The organism is Pseudomonas sp. JL2 (assembly GCF_031570495.1).
Classification (GTDB): domain Bacteria; phylum Pseudomonadota; class Gammaproteobacteria; order Pseudomonadales; family Pseudomonadaceae; genus Aquipseudomonas; species Aquipseudomonas rhizophila.
Map to the genome: position 1 here is coordinate 294,720 of NZ_JAKUDH010000003.1, position 25,201 is coordinate 319,920.

22 protein-coding genes are annotated in these 25,201 nt (G+C 61.1%); 14 read left to right on the forward strand and 8 right to left on the reverse strand.

Going from position 1 to position 25,201, the window contains the following annotated elements:
• Positions 1–191: 191 nt before the first annotated feature.
• The gene (locus tag MKS85_RS07050; RefSeq protein WP_310662781.1) at positions 192–998 is read left to right on the forward strand and encodes an alpha/beta fold hydrolase; all 807 of its coding nucleotides are present in this window, start codon (positions 192–194) and stop codon (positions 996–998) included.
• Between the two features lie 122 nt (positions 999–1,120).
• Here the strand turns inward: MKS85_RS07050 and dsbG are convergent, their stop codons facing one another.
• From dsbG to dsbD, 3 genes are read right to left on the reverse strand one after another with little or no spacing between them, the layout of a single operon-like run.
• Complete coding sequence (gene dsbG / locus MKS85_RS07055) at positions 1,121–1,888, reverse strand: thiol:disulfide interchange protein DsbG (protein WP_310662782.1); 768 nt, start codon at positions 1,886–1,888, stop codon at positions 1,121–1,123.
• Positions 1,864–2,733: a TlpA disulfide reductase family protein gene (locus MKS85_RS07060; RefSeq protein WP_310662783.1), complete on the reverse strand. Its 870-nt coding sequence runs from the start codon at positions 2,731–2,733 to the stop codon at positions 1,864–1,866. The genes dsbG and MKS85_RS07060 overlap by 25 nt, the downstream gene beginning before the upstream one ends.
• A complete protein-coding gene (gene dsbD / locus MKS85_RS07065) occupies positions 2,733–4,460 on the reverse strand; it encodes a protein-disulfide reductase DsbD (protein WP_310662784.1) in 1,728 nt (575 codons plus the stop codon). Before dsbD ends, MKS85_RS07060 begins: the two co-directional genes overlap by 1 nt.
• A gap of 175 nt (positions 4,461–4,635) precedes the next feature.
• Here dsbD and MKS85_RS07070 point away from each other — a divergent pair, with 175 nt between their 5' ends.
• The 5 genes from MKS85_RS07070 (at position 4,636) to MKS85_RS07090 (ending at position 9,104) form a co-directional block, all read left to right on the forward strand.
• Positions 4,636–5,316: a response regulator gene (locus MKS85_RS07070; RefSeq protein WP_047227135.1), complete on the forward strand. Its 681-nt coding sequence runs from the start codon at positions 4,636–4,638 to the stop codon at positions 5,314–5,316.
• On the forward strand, positions 5,313–6,638 hold the full coding sequence (locus MKS85_RS07075) for an ATP-binding protein (RefSeq protein WP_047227136.1): 1,326 nt from the start codon (positions 5,313–5,315) through the stop codon (positions 6,636–6,638). The genes MKS85_RS07070 and MKS85_RS07075 overlap by 4 nt, the downstream gene beginning before the upstream one ends.
• A 116-nt stretch (positions 6,639–6,754) precedes the next feature.
• Complete coding sequence (locus tag MKS85_RS07080; RefSeq protein ID WP_310662785.1) at positions 6,755–7,261, forward strand: GNAT family N-acetyltransferase; 507 nt, start codon at positions 6,755–6,757, stop codon at positions 7,259–7,261.
• Positions 7,262–7,379: 118 nt separating this feature from the next.
• On the forward strand, positions 7,380–8,792 hold the full coding sequence (locus MKS85_RS07085) for an aspartate aminotransferase family protein (protein WP_047227280.1): 1,413 nt from the start codon (positions 7,380–7,382) through the stop codon (positions 8,790–8,792).
• A gap of 84 nt (positions 8,793–8,876) precedes the next feature.
• A complete protein-coding gene (locus MKS85_RS07090; protein WP_310662786.1) occupies positions 8,877–9,104 on the forward strand; it encodes an MbtH family protein in 228 nt (75 codons plus the stop codon).
• A gap of 199 nt (positions 9,105–9,303) precedes the next feature.
• On the opposite strand, the gene MKS85_RS07095 is transcribed toward MKS85_RS07090, so the two are convergent.
• Positions 9,304–10,122 (reverse strand): pyruvate, water dikinase regulatory protein, encoded by an 819-nt coding sequence (locus MKS85_RS07095; RefSeq protein ID WP_003199510.1) that lies wholly within the window; start codon positions 10,120–10,122, stop codon positions 9,304–9,306.
• A gap of 179 nt (positions 10,123–10,301) precedes the next feature.
• On the opposite strand from MKS85_RS07095, the gene ppsA reads away from it, so the two are divergent.
• From ppsA to MKS85_RS07135, 8 genes are all read left to right on the forward strand, one after another.
• Positions 10,302–12,677 carry a phosphoenolpyruvate synthase gene (ppsA, locus tag MKS85_RS07100; protein WP_047227140.1) on the forward strand — a complete coding sequence of 792 codons (2,376 nt, stop codon included), beginning with the start codon at positions 10,302–10,304 and terminating at the stop codon, positions 12,675–12,677.
• Between the two features lie 158 nt (positions 12,678–12,835).
• Complete coding sequence (locus MKS85_RS07105) at positions 12,836–13,825, forward strand: alpha/beta fold hydrolase (protein ID WP_310662787.1); 990 nt, start codon at positions 12,836–12,838, stop codon at positions 13,823–13,825.
• Between the two features lie 127 nt (positions 13,826–13,952).
• A complete protein-coding gene (rraA, locus tag MKS85_RS07110) occupies positions 13,953–14,444 on the forward strand; it encodes a ribonuclease E activity regulator RraA (protein ID WP_047227142.1) in 492 nt (163 codons plus the stop codon).
• A gap of 25 nt (positions 14,445–14,469) precedes the next feature.
• Positions 14,470–15,465 carry a zinc transporter ZntB gene (locus MKS85_RS07115; protein WP_047227143.1) on the forward strand — a complete coding sequence of 332 codons (996 nt, stop codon included), beginning with the start codon at positions 14,470–14,472 and terminating at the stop codon, positions 15,463–15,465.
• A 63-nt stretch (positions 15,466–15,528) separates the two neighbouring features.
• The gene (locus MKS85_RS07120; protein WP_014337331.1) at positions 15,529–15,774 is read left to right on the forward strand and encodes a hypothetical protein; all 246 of its coding nucleotides are present in this window, start codon (positions 15,529–15,531) and stop codon (positions 15,772–15,774) included.
• A 2-nt stretch (positions 15,775–15,776) separates the two neighbouring features.
• Positions 15,777–16,601 (forward strand): mechanosensitive ion channel family protein, encoded by an 825-nt coding sequence (locus MKS85_RS07125; protein ID WP_047227144.1) that lies wholly within the window; start codon positions 15,777–15,779, stop codon positions 16,599–16,601.
• Positions 16,602–16,692: 91 nt separating this feature from the next.
• Entirely contained in the window at positions 16,693–17,283 is a 591-nt protein-coding gene (gene sigX / locus MKS85_RS07130; protein WP_042729583.1) for an RNA polymerase sigma factor SigX, read from the forward strand.
• Between the two features lie 107 nt (positions 17,284–17,390).
• Positions 17,391–18,425 carry an OmpA family protein gene (locus MKS85_RS07135; protein ID WP_047227145.1) on the forward strand — a complete coding sequence of 345 codons (1,035 nt, stop codon included), beginning with the start codon at positions 17,391–17,393 and terminating at the stop codon, positions 18,423–18,425.
• A 203-nt stretch (positions 18,426–18,628) separates the two neighbouring features.
• On the opposite strand, the gene cobA is transcribed toward MKS85_RS07135, so the two are convergent.
• The 4 genes from cobA to nirB are packed head-to-tail and all read right to left on the reverse strand — an operon-like array spanning position 18,629 to position 24,879.
• Complete coding sequence (gene cobA, locus MKS85_RS07140; protein ID WP_047227146.1) at positions 18,629–19,384, reverse strand: uroporphyrinogen-III C-methyltransferase; 756 nt, start codon at positions 19,382–19,384, stop codon at positions 18,629–18,631.
• A 10-nt stretch (positions 19,385–19,394) separates the two neighbouring features.
• A complete protein-coding gene (locus tag MKS85_RS07145; protein ID WP_310662788.1) occupies positions 19,395–22,112 on the reverse strand; it encodes a molybdopterin-dependent oxidoreductase in 2,718 nt (905 codons plus the stop codon).
• A complete protein-coding gene (gene nirD / locus MKS85_RS07150) occupies positions 22,112–22,429 on the reverse strand; it encodes a nitrite reductase small subunit NirD (protein ID WP_047227148.1) in 318 nt (105 codons plus the stop codon). Before nirD ends, MKS85_RS07145 begins: the two co-directional genes overlap by 1 nt.
• Positions 22,426–24,879, reverse strand: coding sequence for a nitrite reductase large subunit NirB (gene nirB / locus MKS85_RS07155; RefSeq protein WP_310662789.1), 2,454 nt, complete (start codon positions 24,877–24,879; stop codon positions 22,426–22,428). Before nirB ends, nirD begins: the two co-directional genes overlap by 4 nt.
• Positions 24,880–25,201 lie beyond the last annotated feature (322 nt).

A 25,201-nucleotide genomic window follows, 5' to 3' on the forward strand; every position in this document is an offset into this window, starting at 1 on the left:
CGTCTATAAGAGGCCTCATCGCGAGCAGGCTCGCTCCCACAATGGATTTGTGATCGACGCAAATCCCCGGTGGGAGCGAGCCTGCTCGCGATGGCGTCATTACTAACACCGCAAAGCCCACGGTTGACGCCTCGCCCTGTACGGCTCAGTCTCCCAAGGCTTTTTCTCCATTCAACACAAGGAGGTCATCAATGCCTTTTGCAACCCTTGATGGGCAATCACTTCACTACCTGGACCAAGGCCAGGGCCCGGTGGTGCTGCTGGGCAGCAGCTACCTGTGGGATCACACCATGTGGGCGCCGCAGATCGAGGCACTGTCCCGGCATTACCGGGTGATCGCCCTGGACCTTTGGGGCCACGGCCAGTCCGGGCGTTTGCCTGAGGGCATGACGTCCCTGGACGATCTGGCTCGCCAGGCACTGGCGTTGATGGATCATCTGGAGGTCGATTGCTTCAGTCTGGTGGGGCTTTCGGTGGGCGGGATGTGGGGCGCACGGCTGGCGCTGATGGCGCCCAAGCGGCTTGAGGCGTTGGTGTTGATGGACACTTACGTAGGGGTCGAACCTGAACCGACTCGCCAGTATTACTTTTCGCTGTTCGACAAGATCGAAGCCAGCGGTAGCATCCCCGAGCCGTTGCTGGACATTGTCGTGCCGATCTTTTTCCGGCCGGGCATCGATCCGCAGTCAGCGCTCTACCAGCAGTTTCGCACCACACTGGCCGCACTGCCGACCGACCGCCTGCGCGACAGCGTCGTGCCGTTGGGACGGATCATTTTTGGTCGGGACGACATCCTGCCGCGCCTGCCTGAGCTCGACGCCGGGCGCACGCTGGTGATGTGCGGCGACCAGGACAAACCGCGACCACCGTCCGAGGCGCTGGAAATGGCTGAGCTGATCGGCTGCCCGCATGTGCTGATTCCAGAGGCGGGGCATATCTCCAACCTGGAAAACCCGGAATTCGTGACCCGAGCCTTGCTGGAGTTTCTGCGCAGATGACCCGACGCCATCGCGAGCAGGCTCGCTCCCACATTTTGATCTGTGCCTGACGCTGATTTTGTCGTCGCCACACATCCCCTGTGGGAGCGAGCCTGCTCGCGATGAGGCCCTCTAGGTCGATCTCACTTCGGCCCGAGAATCTTCACCAGCTTGTCCGGCGACGGTGCGCCTTGCTGCTGTTGCAGTTCGCCCTTGTCATCCAGGTAGAAAATCGCCGGGGTGGCGGACAGTTCCAGCTCTTCCATCAATTGCAGGTTGGCGTCCAGTTTTGCCTGGATGGCCGGCGGTATGTTTTTGAGGGGTTTGAGCGCGCTGCCCTTGCCAGCCTTCTCGTGGGTTTCCAAGGCTTTCTCAGGGTCCTTGGCCGCCAGCAATGCGGCGGATTTTCCTGGGCTGTCTTCACGGATGATGCCCACCATGATGTGGCGTAACTGCACCTTGCCGGCTTTGACCCATGGCCGTGCCTGTTCCCAGAACATGTTGCAGTACGGGCAGTTCGGGTCACTGAACAGATAGACGGTGCGCGGCGCGTCCTTGCTGCCGTCGGCGATCCAGTTGCTCGCTTCCATCTTCCCCCAGATGGCCTTGGCCATTGGGGCATAGACCAGCTTTTGCAGCGGCTCGGCGCTCAGGTCCTTGCCGTCGGCGTCGTACAGGTTGCCCAGCAAGACATGCTGGCCATCGGGTGTCAGGTACAGCGCCATCCCACGGTTCTGGTATTGCGCCGCGTAACCGCGCAATCCGTCCGGCGCCTCGAACGTGCCGACGATTTTCGCGCCCTTGGCTTCGATTTTCTTGATGGCCGCGGGCAGTTCTTCGGCGTGCAGCAGCGGTGCCTGCGACAGCGTGGCGGCGACGGCCAGGGTCAGCAAGTGGCGGAGGCGGGGCATGAGGGTTTCCTTGTGGCGGAGTGGGGAGCCGATGTTGAATCCGGCGTTTCGAAGTTCTCCAGGGCGCGGGCCAGGCTCGCTTCTGACAATTCGCCCAAGTGACTGTCCAGCAGGCGGCCGTCGGCGCTGTAGAACAAGGTGGTTGGCAGTGCCATGGAACCGACGGCCTGACCGAGGCGACCGCTGCCATCAAACAGCACGTTGTCCAGGCTCAAGCCCTGGGTGGCCAGATAAGTGCTGACGCTTTGCATGCTTTCGGCCTGGTTGACGAACAGGAACGTCAGGTCCGGGCGCTGCTGCTGGGCCTCTTCCAGCACGGGCATTTCGCGCCGGCAGGGTGGGCACCAGGTGGCCCAGAGGTTGATCACCAGGGGCCCGCCCTGGTAATCGGTGAGTTTTACCGTCTCGCCGTTGGCGTTACGCAGATTGATTTCCGGCAGTCGGGTGCCTTGTTCATAGATCGTCAATGACATCGTCGCCACCAGCCAGAACAACAGACCGCTGCCCACGCCGAAACCCAACGGCCGGCGCAAGGCCGGTCGGTGCCGGCCCCACAGCAACGCGCCAATCACCAGCGCGACGATCCCCGGCCAGGCCAGAAAACCGCCGTCGCGCAGGTCGACGATCTGCCACAGGTCATCCTGGTAATGGTTCCAGTAGGCGCCGACGAAGCCGATCCGTGCGGCCAGAAGCCCCAGCAAAAACAGCACGAACAGCACCGATTCCGGGTTTTCGCCACCGCGCTTGGCTACTCGCCAGCCCACCAGGGTTGCCAGTGCCAACGCGCTGATCAGCAATAGATGGTTAAGCGCAATGGCAAAGGTGCCGAGGGTAAACGTCAGCATCAGCGCGCCTTCCGAGTCATGTTCCAGTGCTCCAGGAATTCCTTGGCATTGACTTCCCCGGTGATCCGCTGGCTGCGCCGCTCTTGACCGTCGGCGCCAATCCACAGCAGGCTCGGTGGCCCCGGCACTTGATAGCGGCCCAGCAGTTCGCGACTGGCGGCATTGTCGGCGGTGACGTCCAGACGCACCAGGCGTACGTCTTTCAAGGCGTCCAGCACATCGGTGCGGCCGAACACCTGTTTTTCCATGATCTTGCAGGACACGCACCAGTCGGCGTAGTAGTCCAGCAAGACCCATTGGCCCTGGGCCTTGGCCGCATCCAGTTCCCGCTGCAGGGCGGCAGGCTCGCTGACCGTGATAAAGGCATCATGGGCGCTAACGGCCGAGCTTTCCGAGGTGCCGGCATAGACCTTCAGGGGCTGGAAGAAATCATCGCCGCCACCCGCCGCGCCGATCACCAGCAGGCTGCCCCACAGACCGAACAGCAGCGACGCGCTGCCGCATACATAGGCTGTGCGACCGAAACCTTCGGTCTGCCGCCAGGCGCTATAGGCGGCAATCAACAACAACGTGCCCCACAGGCCGATCCACAGCGAGCCGTCGATGACCGGGCGGATCATGAGGATCGCGGTGCCCAGGAACAGAAAGCCGAACACGCCCTTGAGCACATTCATCCAGGCGCCGGGTTTGGGCAGGAAACGATTGCCCACGGTCACCAATAGCAACAGCGGCAGGCCAATGCCCACGCCCATGGCGAACAGGATCAGCCCGCCGTGCAACGCATTGCCGCTTTGGGCGATGTACAGCAGCGCACCGGCCAGCGGGGCAGTCATGCACGGGCCCACCAACAGGCCGGACAAGGCTCCGAGAATGCCGGCGCCCACCAGGCTGCCGCCGCGGCGCTGGCGTCCGGCACTTTCCAGGCGGTCGCGCAGGGCGGCCGGCAACTGCAATTCGAAGAAACCGAACATGGGTAACGCCAGCACCACGAATATCGCCGCGAAAGTGCCCAGCAGCCACGGTTGCTGCAGCAGCGCCTGAAGGTTGGCCCCCAGCAGCGCGGCGATTACGCCCATGGCGGCATACACCAGGGCCATGCTGATCACGTAGCTGATGGCCAATGCCAATCCACGCCGAGGGCTGGCGCCGCTGCCCACCACCACCCCGGCCAGGATCGGCAGCATGGGTAGCGAGCACGGCGTAAACGCCAGCAACAGGCCCAGGCCAAAGAACACCAGCAGGCTCCAGCCCAAGGCCCGTTGCTGCAGGCCGCTGGCCAAGGCCTGGTCCGGCGCCTCACCATTGGCAACCGCTGGTGCAGTGCCACCCAGGTCCACCACCTGGGTCTGGGGTGGATAGCACAAGCCCGCGTCGGCGCAGCCTTGGAAGCCGACCTTGATTTTGCCGGTGGCGCCGGCGGGGATTTTCAGTTCCAGCGCCTGACGATAAACCTGTTGATCGCCGAAAAACTCGTCGCTATGGGCTTCACCCTCCGGCAACTTCGGTTTTTGCGCCTCGGCAAGACCGTCGAATTTGAGTCGCTGCTGATACAGGTAGTAGCCGTCGGCAATCTGCCAGAACAACTGGGTTTCACCGGAGTCCAGGCGTTCGGAGGTGAACACGAAGGCTTTTTCCACCGGCAGGAAATCGGTTTTGGTCTCGAACGGATTGGCGGCCTGGGCCAGGCCCGAGATCAGGAGCAGCCACAGCAAAAACAATCGACGCATGGATAAAGCCTTAGAACGAAGCAAGTGGAATGCACGATGGCGACTGGCGATTAACCGTCGATTAACCCGGCGACGATCGGCAGGTAGCAATGATCGCCCATGTTTGCCGTACTCGTCGCATAATGTCGGCTTAATCGGCCGGCGGCCTAATGTACCTTTTTCCACGGGGCTTACCATGCACGTACTGGTCTGCGAAGACGATGAGTTGATCGCCAGCGGGATCGTCGCCGGGCTCACGGCCCAGGGCCTGACCGTCGAACACGTCGCCACGGCGTCGGCGGCGCGGGCGATGGTTGGCGTGGCCCGGTTCGACGTCATGGTGCTGGACCTGGGGCTGCCCGACGAGGACGGCCTTAAATTGTTGCGCCAATTGCGCCAGCAAGGTCTGGAAATACCGGTGCTGATCCTCACCGCCCGGGACTCGGTGACCGACCGGGTCGACGGCTTGCAGGCCGGTGCCGATGATTATCTGCTCAAACCCTTTGATCTGCGTGAACTCGCGGCGCGCCTGCACACCTTGCTACGGCGCGTGGCGGGGCGCAGCGTCAATCTGATCGAGCACGGCCGCCTGACCTACGACCCCAGCAGCCGGGAAACCACCCTCGGCGGACAGCCGGTGGACCTTTCCCGGCGTGAGCAGTCATTGCTGCAGGCGCTGTTGCACAGTCGCGGTCGGGTCCTGTCCACCGAGCAACTCAAGGACAGTGTCTACGGGTTCAATGACGAACTGGAAAGCAACGCCCTCAACGTCCATATCCATCACCTGCGGCGCAAGCTCGGCAATGGCATTGTCGAGACGGTCCGCGGGCTGGGTTATCGGCTGGGGCCGGCCGACGACGGGGAGTCCTCCAAGTGATGAGCCTGCGATTGCGCCTGAGCCTGACCCTCGGCGCGGCCTTCGCCCTGATCTGGGCCCTGGCGGCGGCGTGGATGCTCAGTGATCTGCGCAACCAGATGATGTTTTCCCTCGACCAGCGACTGGTGGCTTCGGCGCGGATGGTCGCCGGGCTGCTGGAGCAGATGCCGCCATTGCCCAGCAAAGGTGAAGGCACGCACCTGAGGACCGAGCATGTGAGCATTCCGGGGGGCATGGCTTGCCAGGTCAGCTCCTTGCGGGGGGAGATCCTGGCCCGCAGCCATGGCACCCCAGACCAAACCCTGGAAGCCGAGAAGCTGGGCTTTCACGACCAGATGATCGACGGCGCGCCCTGGCGCAGTTTCACCCTGGCCCGAGGGGATTTGCGCATCACCACCGCCGACCGCCAGATCGAACGCGAAGCCTTGAACATGTCGGTGCTGTTGGCGGCCTCGGTACCGGTCGGCGTGGCGCTGCTGGGCTGCTTGTGCCTGTTATGGCTGGGCATCGGCCAGGGCCTGGCACCGCTCAATCGCATGCGCGATGCATTGATGCGACGCAATGCCGACTCCCTGGAGCCTCTGCAGATCCATCCGCTGCCCAGTGAGCTGCGGCCGTTGCTGGAGACCCAGAACCAGCTGTTCCAGCGTATCGGCAAGACCATTGAGCGCGAGCGCCGGCTGACCGGCGATGCCGCCCATGAGCTGCGCAGCCCGTTGACGGCTATCAAGACTCACCTGCAAGTGGCGCGCATGACCGAAGGCGTCGCCCGCGATCAGTCCCTGGCCCGGGCCGAGGAGGGCGCCGACCGCTTGCACCGCACCCTCGAACAGTTGTTGCTGCTGGCCCGGGTCGAGGGCAGCCTGTCGTTCGACGATGGCGTGCAATGCAACGCCGAGCAAGTGGCGCGACTGGCGATCCAGGATGCGACCGGCGGCGCTCCCCAGCGGATCAAGCTGCACTTGGCACCCGGGGTGTCCGACGCGCCGGTGCAAATGCCGGCGGTGCTTTCCATCGCCGCCTTGCGCAATCTGCTGGACAACGCCTTGCGGCATACGCCGGACGGGACCGAGGTGCAATTGAGCCTGGAAATGATTGGCCAGCGTGTACGCTTCCAGGTTCGCGATCATGGTCCCGGCATTGATGCCGACGATATCCAGTACCTGACCCAGCGCTTCTGGCGCAATGGCCAGAGCACCGGCTGCGGACTGGGGTTGGCGATTGTCCAGGCCATCGTCCAGCGTTGTGGTTGCGGTCTGCATTTCGACAGCCGTCCGGACGGATTGCGGGTTGAATTGACGATGCCTGTACAGGTGGGTTAACCCAGGTTTACCGGGGAGCTGCATACATCCGTTGTAACGACCTGCCATTGGCGCACCCACCTCATCCGGGGCTATGTTTTTCTCAGCTCGACTCAAGGACTGAGGAACACCGCGCCATGGAACCACTCATTGAAATCAGCACCGCCACCCCCAGCGATGCCGGCATCATCAGCCGGATCGCCGAACGCTCCATCCGCCTCGGATGTGCCGCCGAACACCGTAACGACCCGCGCATCGTGGCAGCCTGGATACGCCACAACACCCTCGCTCACCTACAACCCTTACTGCTCGACCCAAGGTTGCGCCTGACCCTGGCGCGTTTGCAGGGGCGGCTGGTGGGCACCGCCATGGCCTCGGTTTCAGGCCGGATCGCGTTCTGCTATGTGCAACCGGAATGGTTTCGCCGCGGTGCCGGGCGAGCGCTGGTACGGGATATCGAGGCGTGGTTGCGCGGTCGCGGGGTCGTCCAGGTGACACTCAACAGCACACGCAGCAGCCATGGGTTCTATCGACATCTGGGGTTCAGGCAAAGCGCCGAGGCGTTCGCCATCGGCGGTGTCACCGCCATTGCCATGCACAAGCCACTGGTCGAGCCAGCGGGGGAAAGTTCGATTCCAGAGTAAATCCTTGCCGCGCCGGTGCGTTTCCACAACAGGAAACCTGCACGTGCGCCCCGACCGGATGCGCACCTGCCCGGTGTGCCATTTGGGTCACTACTACAGTGTATTGCGGGGTCGAGAGATGTCAGTCGCCAATAGTCTTATCGAAGCACAGCCGGCGCGGGTCAGTTGCGCGCCGACCGAGACGCTCTACCAATTCAACGAGTCGCCGCTGCTGGCCCGCCAGAGCCGGCAGGAGTCCAACGCCCGCAGCTATCCACGGCGCATTCCCTTGGCCCTCAAGCGCGCCAGGGGTTTGTATGTCGAGGACGTCGAGGGTCGCACTTTCATCGACTGCCTGGCCGGGGCCGGCACCCTGGCCCTGGGGCATAACCATCCGGTGGTGATCGAGGCGATCCAGCAGGTGCTGAGCGATGAGTTGCCTTTGCATACCCTGGACCTGACCACGCCGGTCAAGGATCGCTTCGTCCAGGACCTGTTCGGCCTGTTGCCGGCGGACCTTGCCGCCGAGGCGAAGATCCAGTTCTGCGGCCCCACCGGCACTGATGCGGTGGAAGCTGCTCTCAAACTGGTGCGCACGGCCACCGGGCGCAGCACCGTGTTGTCGTTTCAGGGCGGTTATCACGGCATGAGCCAGGGGGCGCTGAGCCTGATGGGCAGCCTGGGACCGAAGAAACCCTTGGGCGCCTTGCTCGGCAACGGCGTGCAATTCATGCCTTACCCCTACGATTACCGCTGTCCGTTCGGTTTGGGCGGTGCCTCGGGGGTGAAGGCCAATCTGCATTATCTGGAAAACCTGCTGACCGACCCCGAGGCCGGCGTGCAATTGCCGGCGGCAGTGATTGTCGAGGTGGTGCAGGGCGAGGGTGGGGTCATACCGGCCGATCTGGATTGGCTGCGCGGGTTGCGGCGCATCACCGAGCAGGCGGGCGTGGCGTTGATTGTCGACGAGATCCAGAGTGGTTTTGGCCGCACCGGTAAAATGTTCGCGTTCGAACACGCCGGCATCATTCCAGACGTGGTGGTGCTGTCCAAGGCCATCGGCGGCAGTCTGCCGCTGGCGGTGGTGGTTTATCGCGATTGGCTCGACACCTGGCTGCCGGGAGCCCATGCCGGGACCTTCCGTGGCAATCAAATGGCCATGGCTGCCGGTTCCGCGGTGATGCGTTATCTGGTGGAACACAACCTGCCGGCCCACGCCAGCGCCATGGGCGATCGCTTGAGCGAACACCTGCACGTCCTGCAGCGGGATTTTGCGCAACTGGGCGATATCCGTGGACGCGGGCTGATGCTTGGCGTCGAACTGGTTGACCCGGCCGGAATGCCGGATGCCTTGGGCCACCCGCCGGTAGATGCGCGCTTGGCGCCACGGTTGCAACGTGAATGCCTCAAACGCGGGTTGATCCTGGAGTTGGGTGGCCGGCAGGGCGGCGTGGTGCGTTTCCTGCCGCCGCTGACCATCACAGCGACGGAGATCGACCGGGTTGCCGAGATTTTCGGACGCGCCTTGAAGGCTGCCGTTGCCCAAGCCTAATTTTCACCCGGCTCCAAACGTTCCTTTCATACCCTGGCTGCGCATGCGCCGCAGTGAACCTCGAACAAAGATGGAGAGACACCCATGACTTCAGTATTCGACCGCGAGGACATCGTCTTTCAGGTCGTGGTCAACCACGAAGAACAGTATTCGATCTGGCCTGAGTACAAAGCCATCCCCGAAGGTTGGCGTGCGGTTGGCAAAAGCGGCTTCAAAAAGGACTGCCTGGCCTACATCGAAGAAGTCTGGACCGACATGCGTCCCTTGAGCCTGCGCAAGAAAATGGATGAGCAGGTGGCGGCAGTCCATTAATGCAGAGCATGTAAGGACGCCTCAACCCCTGTGGGAGCGAGCCTGCTCGCGATAGCGGAGGGGCAGCCCACATTAATGTAGCTGTTCCACCGCAAAAGCGAGCCGGCTCGCTTTTGCGGTGGAACAGCTACATTAATGTGGGCTGCCCCTCCGCTATCGCGAGCAGGCTCGCTCCCACAGGGTTTTGTGTTGTTGCGGGTTACTTGAACCGCCGCTCCACCCCTTTCTCCACCAGGATCTTCGCCGAAATCTCTTCCACGGAAAAATGCGTGGAGTTGATGTGGGGAATGTTCTCCCGCCGGAACAGGTTTTCTACCTCGCGCACTTCGAATTCGCACTGGGCGTAGCTCGAATAGCGGCTGTTGGGCTTGCGCTCGTTGCGGATCGCAGTGAGGCGATCCGGATCGATGGTCAAACCGAACAGCTTGTGCTGGTGGGCGCGCAGGGCGCTGGGCAGTTGCAGGCGCTCCATGTCGTCCTCGGTCAGCGGATAGTTGGCCGCGCGGATACCAAATTGCATCGCCATGTACAGGCACGTCGGCGTCTTACCACAGCGCGACACACCCACTAGGATCAAATCGGCCTTGTCGTAATAATGCGTACGGGCGCCATCATCGTTGTCCAGGGCGAAGTTGACCGCCTCGATGCGCTCCATGTAGTTGGAGTTATGACCAATGGAATGGGACTTGCCGACCGAGTAGGAGGAATGCTCGCTCAGCTCCTGCTCCAGAGGCGCCAGGAAGGTGGAAAAAATGTCGATCATGAAACCATTGGACGTTGCGAGAATCTCACGGATGTCCTGATTGACGATGGTATCGAAGATAATCGGGCGGAAACCGTCGGTTTCGGCGGCTTTATTGATTTGCTGTACCATGGCCCGCGCCTTGTCGACACTGTCGATGTACGGACGTATGAATTTGGCGAAGGTAATGTTTTCGAATTGCGCCAACAGGCTTTGGCCCAGTGTTTCGGCTGTAATGCCGGTGCCGTCGGAGATAAAGAAAGCAGATCGTTTCATTTGCGCCTTGGGCCCTAGTGAGCTAGTGACGATTCTTGGATATGATAGGCGCGATTTGCCGGCCGCCAGTGGCCCGCATTCTCACTTATTTTCCAGGTCCAGGCCATATCGCCGGTATTTGCTCCCCTGGAGCCACCGGTGCCTTGAGCTTTTCCAACACAGTTAGTGGAGAGATCACCTTGGTAGAGTACGTAGTTTCCCTCGATAAGCTCGGCGTCCATGATGTAGAGCATGTGGGGGGCAAGAACGCATCCCTGGGCGAGATGATCAGTAACCTCGCCGGTGCCGGCGTATCGGTGCCAGGTGGCTTCGCCACGACGGCTCAGGCTTATCGTGACTTTCTGGAACTGAGCGGCCTGAACAAACAGATCCACGACGCGCTCGATGCCCTGGACGTCGATGACGTCAACGCCTTGGCCAAGACCGGCGCCCAGATCCGCCAATGGATCATGGAAGCCGAGTTTCCCGAGAAGCTGAACGCCGAAATTCGCACCGCCTTCGCCAAACTGTCCGAAGGCAATCCCGACGTTGCCGTCGCCGTGCGCTCCTCGGCCACCGCCGAAGATCTACCGGATGCCTCCTTCGCCGGCCAGCAGGAAACCTTCCTGAATATCCGTGGCGTGGAAAACGTCATCCGTGCCGCCAAGGAAGTCTTCGCTTCCCTTTTCAATGACCGTGCCATTTCCTACCGTGTGCATCAGGGCTTCGACCACAAACTGGTCGCCCTGTCTGCCGGTGTGCAGCGCATGGTCCGCTCCGAAACCGGCACCGCCGGGGTAATGTTCACCCTCGACACCGAGTCGGGTTTCCGTGACGTGGTGTTCATCACTGGCGCCTACGGCCTGGGTGAAACCGTCGTACAAGGCGCGGTGAACCCGGATGAGTTCTATGTCCATAAAGGCACACTGGAAGCCGGTCGTCCGGCCATCCTGCGCCGTAACCTGGGCAGCAAGGCCATCAAAATGATTTACGGCGACGAAGCCAAGGCCGGTCGTTCGGTCAAGACCGTCGACGTGGACAAGGCCGAGCGCGCGCGCTTCTGCCTGAGCGACGCCGAAGTCAGCGAGCTGGCCAAGCAGGCGATGATCATCGAGAAGCACTACAAGTGCCCGATGGACATCGAATGGGCCAAGGACGGTGACGACGGCAAGCTGTATATCGTGCAGGCCCGTCCGGAAACCGTGAAGAGCCGTACCCAGGCCAATGTCATGGAGCGCTATCTGCTCAAGGAAACCGGCACCGTGCTGGTGGAAGGCCGTGCCATCGGCCAGCGCATCGGCGCCGGCAAGGTGCGGATCATCAAGGACGTCTCGGAGATGGATAAGGTCCAGGCCGGCGATGTGCTGGTTTCCGACATGACCGACCCGGATTGGGAACCGGTGATGAAACGCGCCAGCGCCATCGTCACCAACCGCGGCGGACGTACCTGCCACGCGGCGATCATCGCCCGTGAACTGGGCATTCCGGCTGTGGTCGGTTGCGGCAACGCCACTCAGTTGCTCAAGGACGGCCAGGGCGTCACCGTGTCCTGCGCCGAAGGCGATACCGGCTATATCTTCGAAGGCGAACTGGGCTTCGACATCAAGAAGAACTCCGTGGACGCCATGCCGGACCTGCCGTTCAAGATCATGATGAACGTCGGCAACCCGGATCGCGCCTTCGACTTCGCGCAACTGCCGAACGCGGGTGTGGGCCTGGCCCGCCTGGAATTCATCATCAACCGCATGATTGGCGTGCACCCCAAGGCGTTGCTGAACTACGACGGCTTGCCGCCGGAGATCAAGGACAGCGTCGACAAGCGCATTGCCGGTTACAACGATCCGGTCGGTTTCTATGTCGAGAAACTGGTGGAGGGCATCAGCACCCTGGCGGCTGCGTTCTGGCCGAAAAAGGTCATCGTGCGCCTGTCGGACTTCAAGTCCAACGAATACGCCAACCTGATTGGCGGCAAGCTCTACGAGCCGGAAGAAGAAAACCCGATGCTGGGCTTCCGAGGCGCTTCGCGTTACATCAGCGAATCGTTCCGTGACTGCTTCGAACTCGAGTGCCGCGCCCTCAAGCGTGTGCGCAACGAGATGGGCCTGACCAACGTCGAGATCATGGTGCCGTTCGTGCGCACCCTGGGCGAAGCGAGCCAGGTTGTCGATCTGTTGGCGGAAAACGGCCTGGCCCGTGGTGACAACGGCCTGCGCGTGATCATGATGTGCGAGCTGCCGTCCAACGCGATCCTCGCTGAAGAATTCCTTGAATTCTTCGACGGTTTCTCCATCGGCTCCAACGACCTGACCCAGCTGACCCTGGGCCTGGACCGTGACTCCGGCATCATCGCGCACCTGTTCGACGAGCGGAACCCGGCGGTCAAGAAGCTGCTGGCCAATGCCATTGCCGCCTGCAACAAGGCCGGCAAGTACATCGGCATCTGCGGTCAGGGCCCTTCGGACCACCCGGACCTGGCCAAGTGGCTGATGGAGCAGGGCATCGAAAGCGTTTCGTTGAACCCCGACTCCGTACTGGAGACCTGGTTCTTCCTGGCTGAAGGTCAGGCTGCAGTCTGATTGAGTGAAGGGGCCTCACCGGTGATGTAAGCCGGGTAACCTTTGTGGGAGCGAGCTTGCTCGCGATAGCGGAGTGTCAGCCAAGATTATTTTTGCTGATCCACCGCAATCGCGAGCAAGCTCGCTCCCACAGTCGTCTTTTTTTGTGCAAGAGCATTATGCAAAGCAGCAGCAACCTTTTTCCTGTCGCCCTGATCAGCGCCGAACGGCGTGGTGATCTGAGCGAAGACGTCTATCGTCTGAAGCCCGGCAACAGCCCGGACTACAGCGTTGAACTGGCCGTCACCCGACTGGGCATGGCCGACGGCAGCGAGGTTCGTGGCGTTCCCGTGATCCTGCTGCACGGCAGTTTTTCCAACCGGCGCTTCTGGTATTCGCCCAAGGGCCTGGGGTTGGGGGCCTATCTTGCGCGGCTGGGCTTTGACGTGTGGATTCCAGAAATGCGCGGCCATGGCCTGTCCCAGCGCAATCACGACTACCGCAAGAATCGCGTGGCCGATTACGCTCGTTACGACCTGCCGGCCATCGGTGCCTTCGTGCGTGAGCAGAGCGGGCAGGTGCCGCACTGGATCGGCCACTCTTTGGGCGGCATCACCCTGGCGGCGGCGTTGGGCGGCCACTATCTGGGCGAGCCGGCGGTGGCTTCGGCGGCGTTTTTTGGCACCCAGGTCAGCCGCACCTATTGGCCGCTGAAGATCCCGCCGGTGGAATGGAGCGGACGTTTCATTCTCAAGCGTTTTGCCCAGTTGTCCGGTTCGCGGCTCAAGCGCGGCCCGGAGGACGAGCCCATCGGCCTGGCGCTGGAGAGCATGCGCTGGTATGGCCTGTTCGGGCGTTTCGGTGATGCGCAGAAGAACTGGTGGGCGGGTCTGGCCGATGTGCAGGTGCCGATACTGGCGGTGAGCGCGGTCGGCGACCAGCAGGATCCGACCTGGGCTTGCCGCAAACTCTTCGAGCAGGTCGGCTCTGCGCACAAGCAGTTTGTCTGCCTGGGCCGGGAGCAGGGCTTTACCGACGATTTTGGCCATGTCGAGATGCTGGTCAGCAAAGCGGCCCATGCTGAGGTCTGGCCGCTGGTGGCGCGTTGGCTGGCAGATCAGCATGCACCGCTACTGGCGGATCCATCCAGTCTGGCCGAAGCGGTTTGAAGCGAAGGCTCTGACAAGGGCATTTCGCTCTTGTCGGCTTGCGGCTAAGATATGACGCGATACGCGGTTCCGGTCACAAACGGTTGCTCACTCAGCCTGACGTTCCAGCCTTTACAGGAGTTGTTCAATGAACCATTACCTCACGCCCGACCTGTGCGACGCCTACCCGGAGTTGGTGCAAGTGTTGGAGCCGATGTTCAGCAATTTCGGTGGCCGCGATTCCTTCGGCGGCGAAATCGTGACCATCAAGTGCTTCGAGGACAACTCCCTGGTCAAGGAGCAGGTGGAACTCAAGGGCAACGGCAAAGTGTTGGTGGTCGATGGCGGCGGCTCACTGCGCCGGGCATTGCTGGGTGACATGCTGGCCGAAAAAGCCGCGAAAAACGGCTGGGAAGGGCTGGTGATTTACGGTTGCATCCGCGACGTCGACGTCATCGCCCAGACAGACCTTGGTGTCCAGGCCCTGGCCAGCCATCCAATGAAAACCGACAAGCGTGGCATCGGCGATCTCAATGTCGCGGTGACCTTTGCCGGCGTGACGTTTCGTCCAGGCGAGTATGTCTATGCGGACAACAACGGCGTGATTGTGTCGCCCAGCCCGCTGAAAATGCCTGAATGAAGCGTCAAAGCCATAAGGGATGAGGATGTTCGAGGAAGAAAACGCGCAATGGGGGCTGGTGCATGCCCTGGTGCTGGACGGTAATGGTGGCGCGCGTTCGATAGCCCGGACAGAACTCGACGATTTGCAGTTACAGGCCCACGAAAGCTTGTGGCTGCACTGGGATCGCAGTCATCCGCAAACCCACACCTGGCTGCGCAAGTCCAGTGGCCTGAGCGAATTCAACTGCGACCTGCTGCTGGAGGAGAACACCCGGCCGCGCCTGTTGCCGCTGCCCAACGCCGAACTGCTGCTGTTTCTGCGCGGCGTCAACCTCAATCCGGGCGCAGAACCGGAGGACATGGTGTCGGTGCGGATCTTCGCGTCCCCCCAGCGAGTGATCTCCCTGCGCCTGCGTCCGTTGCGCGCCACCGATGAACTGTTGACGCAACTGGCCGAGGGCGAGGGGCCAAGGACTGCGTCGGAACTCATCCTTTATATGGCGCAGTACCTGACCAACAAGGTGCAGGATCTGGTCACCCAGCTCTCGGAAATCGTCGATAGCGAAGAAGAAAAGATTGATACCGACGAACGGTATACCCCCGAGCATGATGCCATTTTGCACATTCGCAGAAGGGCGGCCGGGCTGAAGCGGTTCCTGGCCCCCCAGCGGGATATTTTCGGCCAGATGACACGGCTCAAACTGCCGTGGTTTGTCGAGGATGATGGCGATTACTGGAATGAATTGAACAACAGCCTGACCCGCTACCTCGAAGAGCTGGAATTGACCCGAGAGCGCGTGGGGCTTGTGCTGGAGGCCGAGGACCGGCGTCTGTCGGTGCGTATGAATCGCACCATGTACCGCTTCGGCATCATCACCGGGATTTTTCTGCCGATGAGTTTTCTCACCGGTCTTTTGGGCATCAACGTCGGCGGTATTCCGTTCTCCGAAAGCCCTTATGGTTTCCTGGTTGCATGCCTATTGATGGTCGGCGTGGCCCTCGGTCAGTGGTGGCTGTTCCGCCGTTTGCGCTGGGTTTGACGGGGCGCCATGTGACCTGCCGAAATTTGATCGCGTCTTTCACAGACATCACGAGAGGTGCGTATGCACGATCCGTTTGAACAGTCTTTGCGCGACATGCTCAAGGCTTCGCCGTCCAGCCGGGACGACGATGCATGCCTGGGACGTGTACTGAAAACCGCCAACCGCCAGGTTGGCGCTGGCGATCTGTTCAGCCTGCTGGGCCGCTGGTTGCCCGCGCTGATGATCGCCCTGAATAACGGGTCGGCCCATGTTTCGCCGGTTTCCCGTCGTAAACCTGTTACTCGCACCGCTGATAAGGCTGATTGAATATGGAACTTGATCTCTGGACCCAGAGCCTCGTCACGGCAATGACCGCGTTGTGGACCAAGGTGGCTAATTTCATCCCCAACCTCTTCGGCGCCCTGGTGGTGCTGTTGTTGGGGTTCGTGGTGGCCAAGCTGCTGGACACCCTGCTTTCAAAACTGCTCGCCAAATTGGGGCTCGACCGCCTGATGGGCGGCACCGGCCTGACCAAGCTGCTGTCGCGCGGTGGCATTCAGGTTCCGATCTCGACCTTGGTCGGCAAGATCGTCTACTGGTTCGTTCTGCTGATTTTCCTGGTTTCTGCCGCTGAATCCCTGGGCCTTGAGCGAGTTTCAGCTACGCTCGATATGCTTGCGCTGTATTTGCCGAAGGTTTTCGGTGCCGCGCTGGTATTGCTGGTGGGCGTTCTGCTGGCGCAATTGGCCAACGGGCTGGTGCGCGGCGCGGCCGAAGGTGTCGGGCTTGACTACGCCCAGGGCTTGGGGCGAATTGCCCAGGGCTTGGTGATCATCATCAGTATTTCGGTCGCGATCAGCCAGTTGGAGGTCAAGACTGACCTGCTCAACCATGTGATCGTCATCGTATTGATTACCGTTGGTCTGGCGGTTGCGCTGGCAATGGGGTTGGGAAGCCGGGAAATCGCCGGCCAGATTCTTGCGGGAATCTATGTGCGTGAATTGTATGAGGTTGGGCAACAAGTGCGTGTTGGCGAGGTCGAAGGCCAGATCGAAGAGATCGGCACGGTGAAGACCACATTGCTGACCGAGGAGGGTGAATTGGTATCGCTCTCCAATCGGATCCTGCTGGAACAGCATGTGAGTAGCCGCTAACCCGGCAAACCCTGCTAATGTATGCCGCCGCAAAATGCCCGTTAACGCAGGCTGCGGCGCACATTGACCTAGACTGTCGGCCCGACTTGTTTTGAACAAACCCCAATCGCTATCCACGCGCTACGACCCCCGTGATCTCTCCGATGAGGAGTTGGTCGCGCGCGCGCATACGGAACTTTTCCACGTAACGCGTGCTTACGAAGAATTGATGCGCCGTTACCAGAGAACATTATTTAACGTTTGTGCGCGTTATCTGGGGAACGATCGTGATGCTGACGATGTCTGTCAGGAGGTGATGTTGAAGGTGCTGTATGGCCTGAAGAACTTCGAGGGGAAATCGAAGTTCAAGACATGGCTCTATAGCATCACGTACAACGAATGCATCACGCAGTACCGCAAGGAACGGCGAAAGCGTCGCTTGATGGATGCTTTGAGCCTGGACCCTCTGGAAGAAGCGTCTGAAGAAAAGGCGCCCAAACCAGAGGAAAAGGGCGGGCTGGATCGCTGGCTTGTCCATGTGAACCCGATCGACCGGGAAATTCTGGTGCTACGATTTGTCGCAGAGCTGGAATTCCAAGAGATCGCAGACATAATGCACATGGGGTTGAGCGCGACAAAAATGCGTTACAAGCGCGCTCTTGATAAATTGCGTGAGAAATTTGCGGGTATTGCTGAAACTTAGTTCGGCGCAAATATCTCTTACGTGTAGGCAAGTTCTGATAGACTTGTCGCCGAGTTGTCCCCCGGTTTGCGGGACTGCTTTACAATCACCAGATGGGGATTTAACGGATGAAACTGAAAAACACCTTGGGCTTTGCCATTGGTTCTTTGATTGCTGCCACTTCGTTCGGCGCTCTGGCACAAGGCCAAGGCGCAGTTGAAATCGAAGGCTTCGCCAAGAAAGAAATGTTCGACAGCGCTCGCGACTTCAAGAACAACGGCAACCTGTTCGGCGGCTCGATTGGTTACTTCCTGACCGACGACGTAGAACTGCGTCTGGCCTACGACGAAGTGCACAACGCACGTGCCGAAGACGGTCGTAACATCAAGGGCTCCAACACCGCTCTGGACGCTCTGTACCACTTCAACAACCCAGGCGACATGCTGCGTCCTTACGTATCGGCTGGTTTCTCCGATCAGAGCATCGGTCAGAACGGCCGTAGCGGTCGCAACGGCTCCACCTTCGCCAACGTTGGCGGCGGTGCCAAGCTGTACTTCACTGACAACTTCTACGCCCGTGCCGGCGTTGAAGCTCAGTACAACATCGACCAGGGCGACACCGAGTGGGCTCCAAGCGTCGGTATCGGTGTGAACTTCGGTGGCGGCTCCAAGCCTGCTGCTGCTCCAGTTCCAGCTCCGGCTGAAGTCTGCTCCGACAGCGACAACGATGGCGTGTGCGACAACGTCGACAAGTGCCCTGACACCCCAGCCAACGTAACCGTTGACGCTGATGGCTGCCCAGCTGTTGCTGAAGTCGTACGTGTTGAGCTGGACGTCAAGTTCGACTTCGACAAGGCGGTCGTTAAAGATAACAGCTACGGCGACATCAAGAACCTGGCTGATTTCATGAAGCAGTACCCATCCACCACCACTACTGTTGAAGGTCACACTGACTCCGTCGGTCCTGACGCTTACAACCAGGCTCTGTCCGAGCGTCGTGCAAACGCCGTTAAGCAAGTCCTGACCAACCAGTACGGTGTTGAATCGTCCCGCGTTCAGTCTGTTGGCTACGGCGAATCCCGCCCAGTTGCCGACAACGCTACTGACGCTGGCCGTGCTGTTAACCGTCGCGTAGAAGCGCAGGTTGAAGCCGAAGCTAAGTAATTAGCCCACAGCTTTGGAAAAGCCCGGCTTAGGCCGGGCTTTTCTTTGCCTGCGATTTATGAAAATCAGGGGCGGGGCTGGAGAAACACAAAAAACTGTGGGAGCGAGCCTGCTCGCGATGGCGGTGTGTCAGTCAGCATCAATGTTGCTGATCCACCGCCATCGCGAGCAGGCTCGCTCCCACAGGTTTGCTGGTGTCTGTGCTATAGCGCCGAAGCCTGGACCCAGGCCGGTTGCGCGCCTGCCAGCTCAGCAGCTCTGGCCACCTCGCCAATCACCAGGATCGCCGGGCTCTTGAGTTGAAATGCGCCTGCATCGGCCTCCATCGAGGTCAGGTCACTGCGACAGTCGCGCTGATGGGGCAGAGAGGCATTTTCAATCATCGCCACCGGCGTGTCCGCCGCCAGGCCTCCGGCCAGCAGTTGCTCGCGGATCTCGCTCAGTTTCGCCACCCCCATGTACACCACCAAGGTGGTCCCGCTTTGTGCCAGGGCTTGCCAGTTCAGGCTGCTACCGTCCTGGGTGTGGGCGGTGACCAGCGTCACGCCCCGGGCAATCCCACGCAGCGTCAGCGGAATATCACATTGCGTCGCACCCGCGAGGCCGGCCGTAATGCCATTGACCAGTTCCACTTCGACGCCATGCTCGCGCAGCCACTGCGCCTCTTCGCCGCCTCGGCCGAAGATGCACGGGTCGCCGCCCTTGAGGCGCACCACGCATTTGCCCTGGCGGGCATAACGCAGCATCAGCCGATGGATAAAAGCCTGTGGCGTGGAACGGCATCCGCCGCGCTTGCCGACGGCGATGATCCGCGCGCCAGGGCAGTGCTCCAGCACCGCATCGTTGACCAGATCGTCGATCAACACCACGTCGGCTTCGCCCAAGGCGCGCACGGCTTTGAGGGTCAGCAATTCAGGGTCGCCAGGACCTGCACCCACCAGCCAGACTTTTGCGTTCATAGTGTTTTCCTCACGAGACAGCGGCCACCGGTTGCGCGGTGGCAACCAGCAGGCGTTTGATTTCCGGTACACAGGAGCCGCATTGCGTGCCGCAGCCCAGTTCCTGTTTCAGCCCCTGCAAGTCCAGGCCACGTTCAATGCCGGCGCAGATCGCACGCTGGCTGACGTTCATGCAGTTGCACAGTGTTTTGCTGCCGCCAACGGCGGCACCGGCATTGCCTGGTGGGGCGCTCAAAGGCGCCAGCAGCCAGCGCCGCAATTGCTCATCGGCGCGGCCTTCCAGCCAGAGGTTTTGCAGCCAGTGGCGGGCCAGGGTTTCGCCGGCCAGGCGAATGGCGGTGATGCGACCGTTCTCGATTCGCACCCGTTTACCGATGGAACGACGTGGGTCCTCATAGGCCAGCACCGGCCCTTCGATCAGCCCCAATTGCTCGTCGATCGCCTGCAGCAACTGCGGTTCGGGGGCGACGGCGCTGGCCGCGCGAATCAGCAACGCGGGACGTTCGCGCCCAGTCAGGCTCAGGCTGACGTAGGCAAACGCCTCACACAGTGGTCGCAAAGTCTCCAAGTGCTGTTGAACATCGCCTTCGACCAGGGCGAAAAGCTGCCAGGGCAGGTTCACCGGTTCCAGGCGCACGCCGCTGTGTTTGAGTTCCGGCTGTTTTGACAGGGGGTCGAAGGCCGGTTGAGTCAGGGTATTGACCCCACCCTTGAGAAAGCGGTCGCCCCAGTGCATGGGCAGAAACGCCTGCCCGGGGCGCACGCTGTCGTCGCTGTCCACCGCCACGATCACGGCGCCACGACGGCTCTTGAGGCTGACCAGGTCACCGGCTTGCAGGCGATGGCGAAGCAGTTCGTCAGGGTGCAGGCTGAGCACGGCTTCGTTCACATGGCCGAACAATTGCGCGGCGGTGCCGGTGCGGCTCATGCCGTGCCATTGGTCCCGCAGGCGACCCGTGTTGAGGGTCAATGGGTAGCGGGCGTCGCGCAACTCTTTGGCGGCGCGATACGGTTCTGCGACAAACCGCGCGCGACCATTGTCGGTAGGAAAAATCCCGTCCAGATACAGGCGCGGTGTTCCGCTGCTGGCGCCTTGCGGGAAGGGCCATTGCTGAGGACCGAGTTGATCGATCAGGGCATGGCTGATACCGGACAAGTCCAGGTCGCGGCCACGGGTCAGTTGCTTGTATTCATCGAACAACTGGGCCGGGGTTTCAAAGGCGAACAGGCTGGGTTGACCCGGGCGCAGGCGTTTCTCCAGGCGTTGGGCGAAATCCACGGTAATTGCCCAGTCCGGCCGTGCCTCACCCGGTGCGGCAATCGCCCGGCGGACGTGGGAAATACGCCGTTCAGAATTGGTCACCGACCCTTCTTTCTCGCCCCAACTGGCCGCTGGCAGCAGCAGGTCGGCAAACGCGGCGGTTTCGGTGGTCCGGAAGGCCTCTTGCAGCACCACGAATGGACAGGCTTGCAGGGCTTCCCGGACCGCCGTCTGGTCAGGCATCGACTGCGCGGGGTTGGTGCAGGCAATCCACAGTGCCTTGATCTTGCCACTTCGAACCTGTTCGAACAGTTCGATGGCGCTCAAACCCGTGGTCGCGGGCAATTGTTCAACACCCCAGTAGCGGGCGACTTCGGCGCGATGTTCGGCGTTGGCGGCGTCGCGATGACCCGGCAGCAGGTTCGACAAGCTACCGGTTTCCCGACCGCCCATGGCATTGGGCTGACCGGTCAGAGAGAAGGGCCCGGCGCCCGGCCGGCCGATTTGGCCGGTGGCCAGGTGCAGGTTGATCAACGCGCTGTTCTTCGCACTGCCGGCGGTGGACTGATTCAAGCCCATGCACCACAACGACAGGAAGCTGGGCGACGTGCCGACCCATTCGGCGCACTGGTGCAGTTGCTCGACGCTGATGCCGCAGATCTGGGCGACCATGGCCGGGGTGTAGTCGCGCACCAGGTTCTTGAGGTCCGCCAGGCCTTCGGTGTGGGCCTTGATGAAGCCGCGGTCGACCCAGTCTTCCCACAACAACAGGTGCAAAATCCCATGGAACAAGGCGACATCGGTGCCCGGCAGGATCGCCAGATGCAGGTCGGCAAGGTCGCAGGTGTCGGTACGCCGTGGGTCGATGACGATGATTTTCATCTGTGGTCGGCGGGACTTGGCGTCCTCGAGGCGGCGAAACAGGATCGGATGGGCGTAGGCCATGTTACTGCCGACAATCATCACACAGTCGCTCAGCTCCAGGTCTTCATAGCTGCAGGGCGGGGCGTCGGCACCGAGGCTGCGCTTGTAGCCCACCACCGCCGAGGACATGCACAGCCGGGAATTGCTGTCGATGTTGTTGGTGCCCACCAGTGCCCGGGCGAGTTTGTTGAAGGCGTAGTAGTCCTCGGTCAGCAGTTGCCCGGAGATGTAGAACGCCACGCTGTCGGGGCCGTGTTCGGCGATGGTATCGGCGAAGATGCTGGCCGCGTGATCCAGCGCGCTGTCCCAATCGGTGCGGGCGCGGGACAGGCCCTTGCCCAAGCGCAGTTCGGGATACAAGGCGCGCGCGGCGAGGTCGCCGGTCAGGTGCAGGGTCGAACCCTTGCTGCACAGTTTGCCAAAGTTGGCCGGGTGGGCGGGATCGCCACTGACGCCGAGGATGCGCTCGTCGTCATGTTCGATCAGCACGCCGCAACCGACCCCGCAATAACAGCAGGTCGAGGCGGTGGTTTGACGGCTCATCAGCTTGCTTCCCGCAATGCCAGCATCACCCGGCCGTTTTCGACCCGCGCCGCATGATGATGAGCGCAACCCACATCCGGGGCCTGGGCCTGGCCGGTTTCCAGGTCGATCTGCCAGTTGTGCAGCGGGCAGGCCACGCGCTTGCCATAGATCAACCCCTGGGACAGCGGGCCACCCTTGTGCGGGCAGCGGTCATCGAGTGCGAAAACCTCATCGTCGCTGGTACGAAAAATCGCGATATCGCCTTTCGGGCCATTGATGATGCGCGAGCCCAGGGCGTTGATCTCTTCCAGTGCGCAGATATCCAGCCAGTTCATGCCGGTACCTCCAGGTTTTTCACGGTGATGACTTCAAACTCTTTCTTCAACTGGGGCTGTTCCAGGCGTTCTTTCCATGGGTCCTGTTCCAACGACAGGGAGAACTTCAGGCGGTCATGCAAGGCTTTGCGTCGTTGCGGATCTTCAAGTACCGCTTTCTTGATGTGCTCCATGCCGACCCGTTGCATGTAGTGCACGGTGCGTTCGAGGTAGAAGGCTTCTTCGCGGTACAGCTGCAGGAATGCGCCGTTGTATTCGCGCACTTCTTCGGCGGTCTTGAGTTTGACGAAGAATTCGGCGACCTCAGTCTTGATCCCGCCGTTACCGCCGATGTACATCTCCCAGCCGGAATCGACGCCGATAATGCCGACATCTTTGATGCCCGCTTCCGAGCAGTTGCGGGGGCAACCGGAAACGGCCAGCTTCACTTTGTGGGGCGACCACATGTTGAAGAGGTCGTGCTCCAGCTCGATTCCCAATTGGGTGGAGTTCTGCGTGCCAAAGCGGCAGAACTCGCTTCCTACGCAGGTTTTTACGGTGCGGATGGATTTTCCATAAGCGTGGCCGGACGGCATGTCCAGGTCTTTCCAGACTCCGGGCAGGTCCTGCTTTTTGATCCCTAGCAAGTCGATACGCTGGCCGCCGGTGACCTTGACCATCGGCACGTTGTATTTGTCGGCCACATCGGCAATGCGCCGCAGCTCAGACGGATTGGTCACGCCACCCCACATCCGCGGGACGACGGAGTAAGTGCCATCTTTCTGGATGTTGGCGTGGGCACGCTCGTTGATCAGGCGCGACTGCGGATCGTCGTGCGCTTCGCCGGGCCAGGTGGAAATCAGGTAGTAGTTGAGCGCCGGGCGGCAGGTGGCGCAGCCGTTCGGGGTGCGCCAGTTCAGGTAGCTCATGGTTGCGGCGATGGTCAGCAGATGCTGGTCGCGGATCGCCTGGCGAATCTGCCCGTGGTTGAGATCGCTGCAACCGCAGATGGCTTTTTCGCTTTTCGGTTTGACGTCCGCCGCGCCGCCCACGGTGTTGATCAGGATCTGCTCCACCAAACCGGCGCAGGAGCCACAGGAACTGGCGGCCTTGGTGTGTTTTTTCACATCATCGACGCTGAACAGCCCATGCTCCTGGATCGCCTTGACGATGGTGCCCTTGCACACGCCGTTGCAGCCGCAGACTTCGGCGGTGTCGGCCATGTTCATGGCTTTGTCCTGGCCCTGGTGTCCTACGTCTCCCAGGGCGTTTTCCCCAAACATCAGGTGATCGCGGATCTCGCTGATGGCGTGGTTCTCACGGATCTGGCGGAAATACCAGCCACCGTCTGCCGTATCGCCGTACAGACAGGCGCCGACCAGCACGTCATCCTTGATCACCAGTTTTTTGTAGACGCCACCAATCGGGTCGGAAAGGGTGATGGTCTCGGTGCCTTCGCCGCCCATGAAGTCCCCGGCGGAGAACAGGTCGATGCCGGTGACTTTGAGTTTGGTCGAGGTCACTGAACCCTTGTAGGTGGCGAAGCCCAGTTGCGCGAGGTGGTTGGCACAGACCTTGGCTTGCTCGAACAGCGGTGCCACCAGGCCGTAGGCGGTTCCACGGTGGCTGGCGCATTCACCGATGGCATAGATGCGCGGGTCGTAGGTTTGCATCGTGTCGTTGACCAGAATCCCGCGGTTGCAAGGGATGCCGGACTTTTCCGCCAGTTCGGTATTGGGGCGGATACCGGCGGCCATCACCACCAGATCGGCCGGGATGATGTCACCGTTCTTGAATTGCACCGAGCCGACCCGGCCATTGCCGGCGTCGTGCAGGGCTTGCGTTTGTTCGCTCAGGCGGAATTTCAGCCCGCGATTTTCCAGGGCGGTTTGCAGCAACTGACCGCTGGTCTTGTCCAACTGACGCTCCAGCAGCCATTCACCCAGGTGCACCACTGTCACGTCCATGCCCCGCAGTTTCAAGCCGTTGGCGGCTTCCAGGCCGAGCAACCCGCCGCCGATCACCACGGCGTGTTTGTGGGTCTTGGCGGTGTTGATCATCGCCTGGGTGTCGGCGATGTCGCGGTAGCCAATGACGCCCTCCAGGGTGTTGCCGGGAATCGGCAGGATGAATGGCGTGGAGCCTGTGGCGATCAGCAGACGGTCGTATTCGGCTTCGCTGCCGTCCTCGGCGATGACCCGGCGCTTGACTCGGTCGATCTCCACGACCTTGCGGTTGAGCAGCAGCTTGATGTTGTTGTCCAGGTACCAGCTCAGGTCGTTGAGCACGATCTCTTCAAACGTCTGCTCCCCGGCGAGCACGGGCGAGAGCAGGATGCGGTTGTAGTTGGTATGAGGCTCGGCGCCGAACACCGTGATGTCGTATAGCTCATTGCTCAGCTTGAGCAGTTCTTCGAGGGTTCGAACCCCGGCCATGCCGTTGCCGATCATCACCAGTTTGAGTTTCTTCATCAGGGTTCTCCACAAGCTCAGGCCCGGTTCATCACGGTGCTCGGACTGGCTCGATACTTTTACGAAAACAAAAAAAGGCGTCCCGCTAGTTGCCTAGCGAGGACGCCTTTGTCCTTGTCCCGTTCTCTCGGGAAGCACCGCCCTCATCGTTGGAGGCGTTGCTTTATGTATGGTGAGAGAGGTTATGCAGTGGTTGTGCCAACTGGCTTGAGGGCGCGGATTTATTGGAGGGGAGGCGGGTTGCACGGATGAGAGCGGGATTTATTGCACCGAATCAAAGCGTGTTGCCCGGTAATGGAGCGTCCCGCAGGCGCAGTTGCAG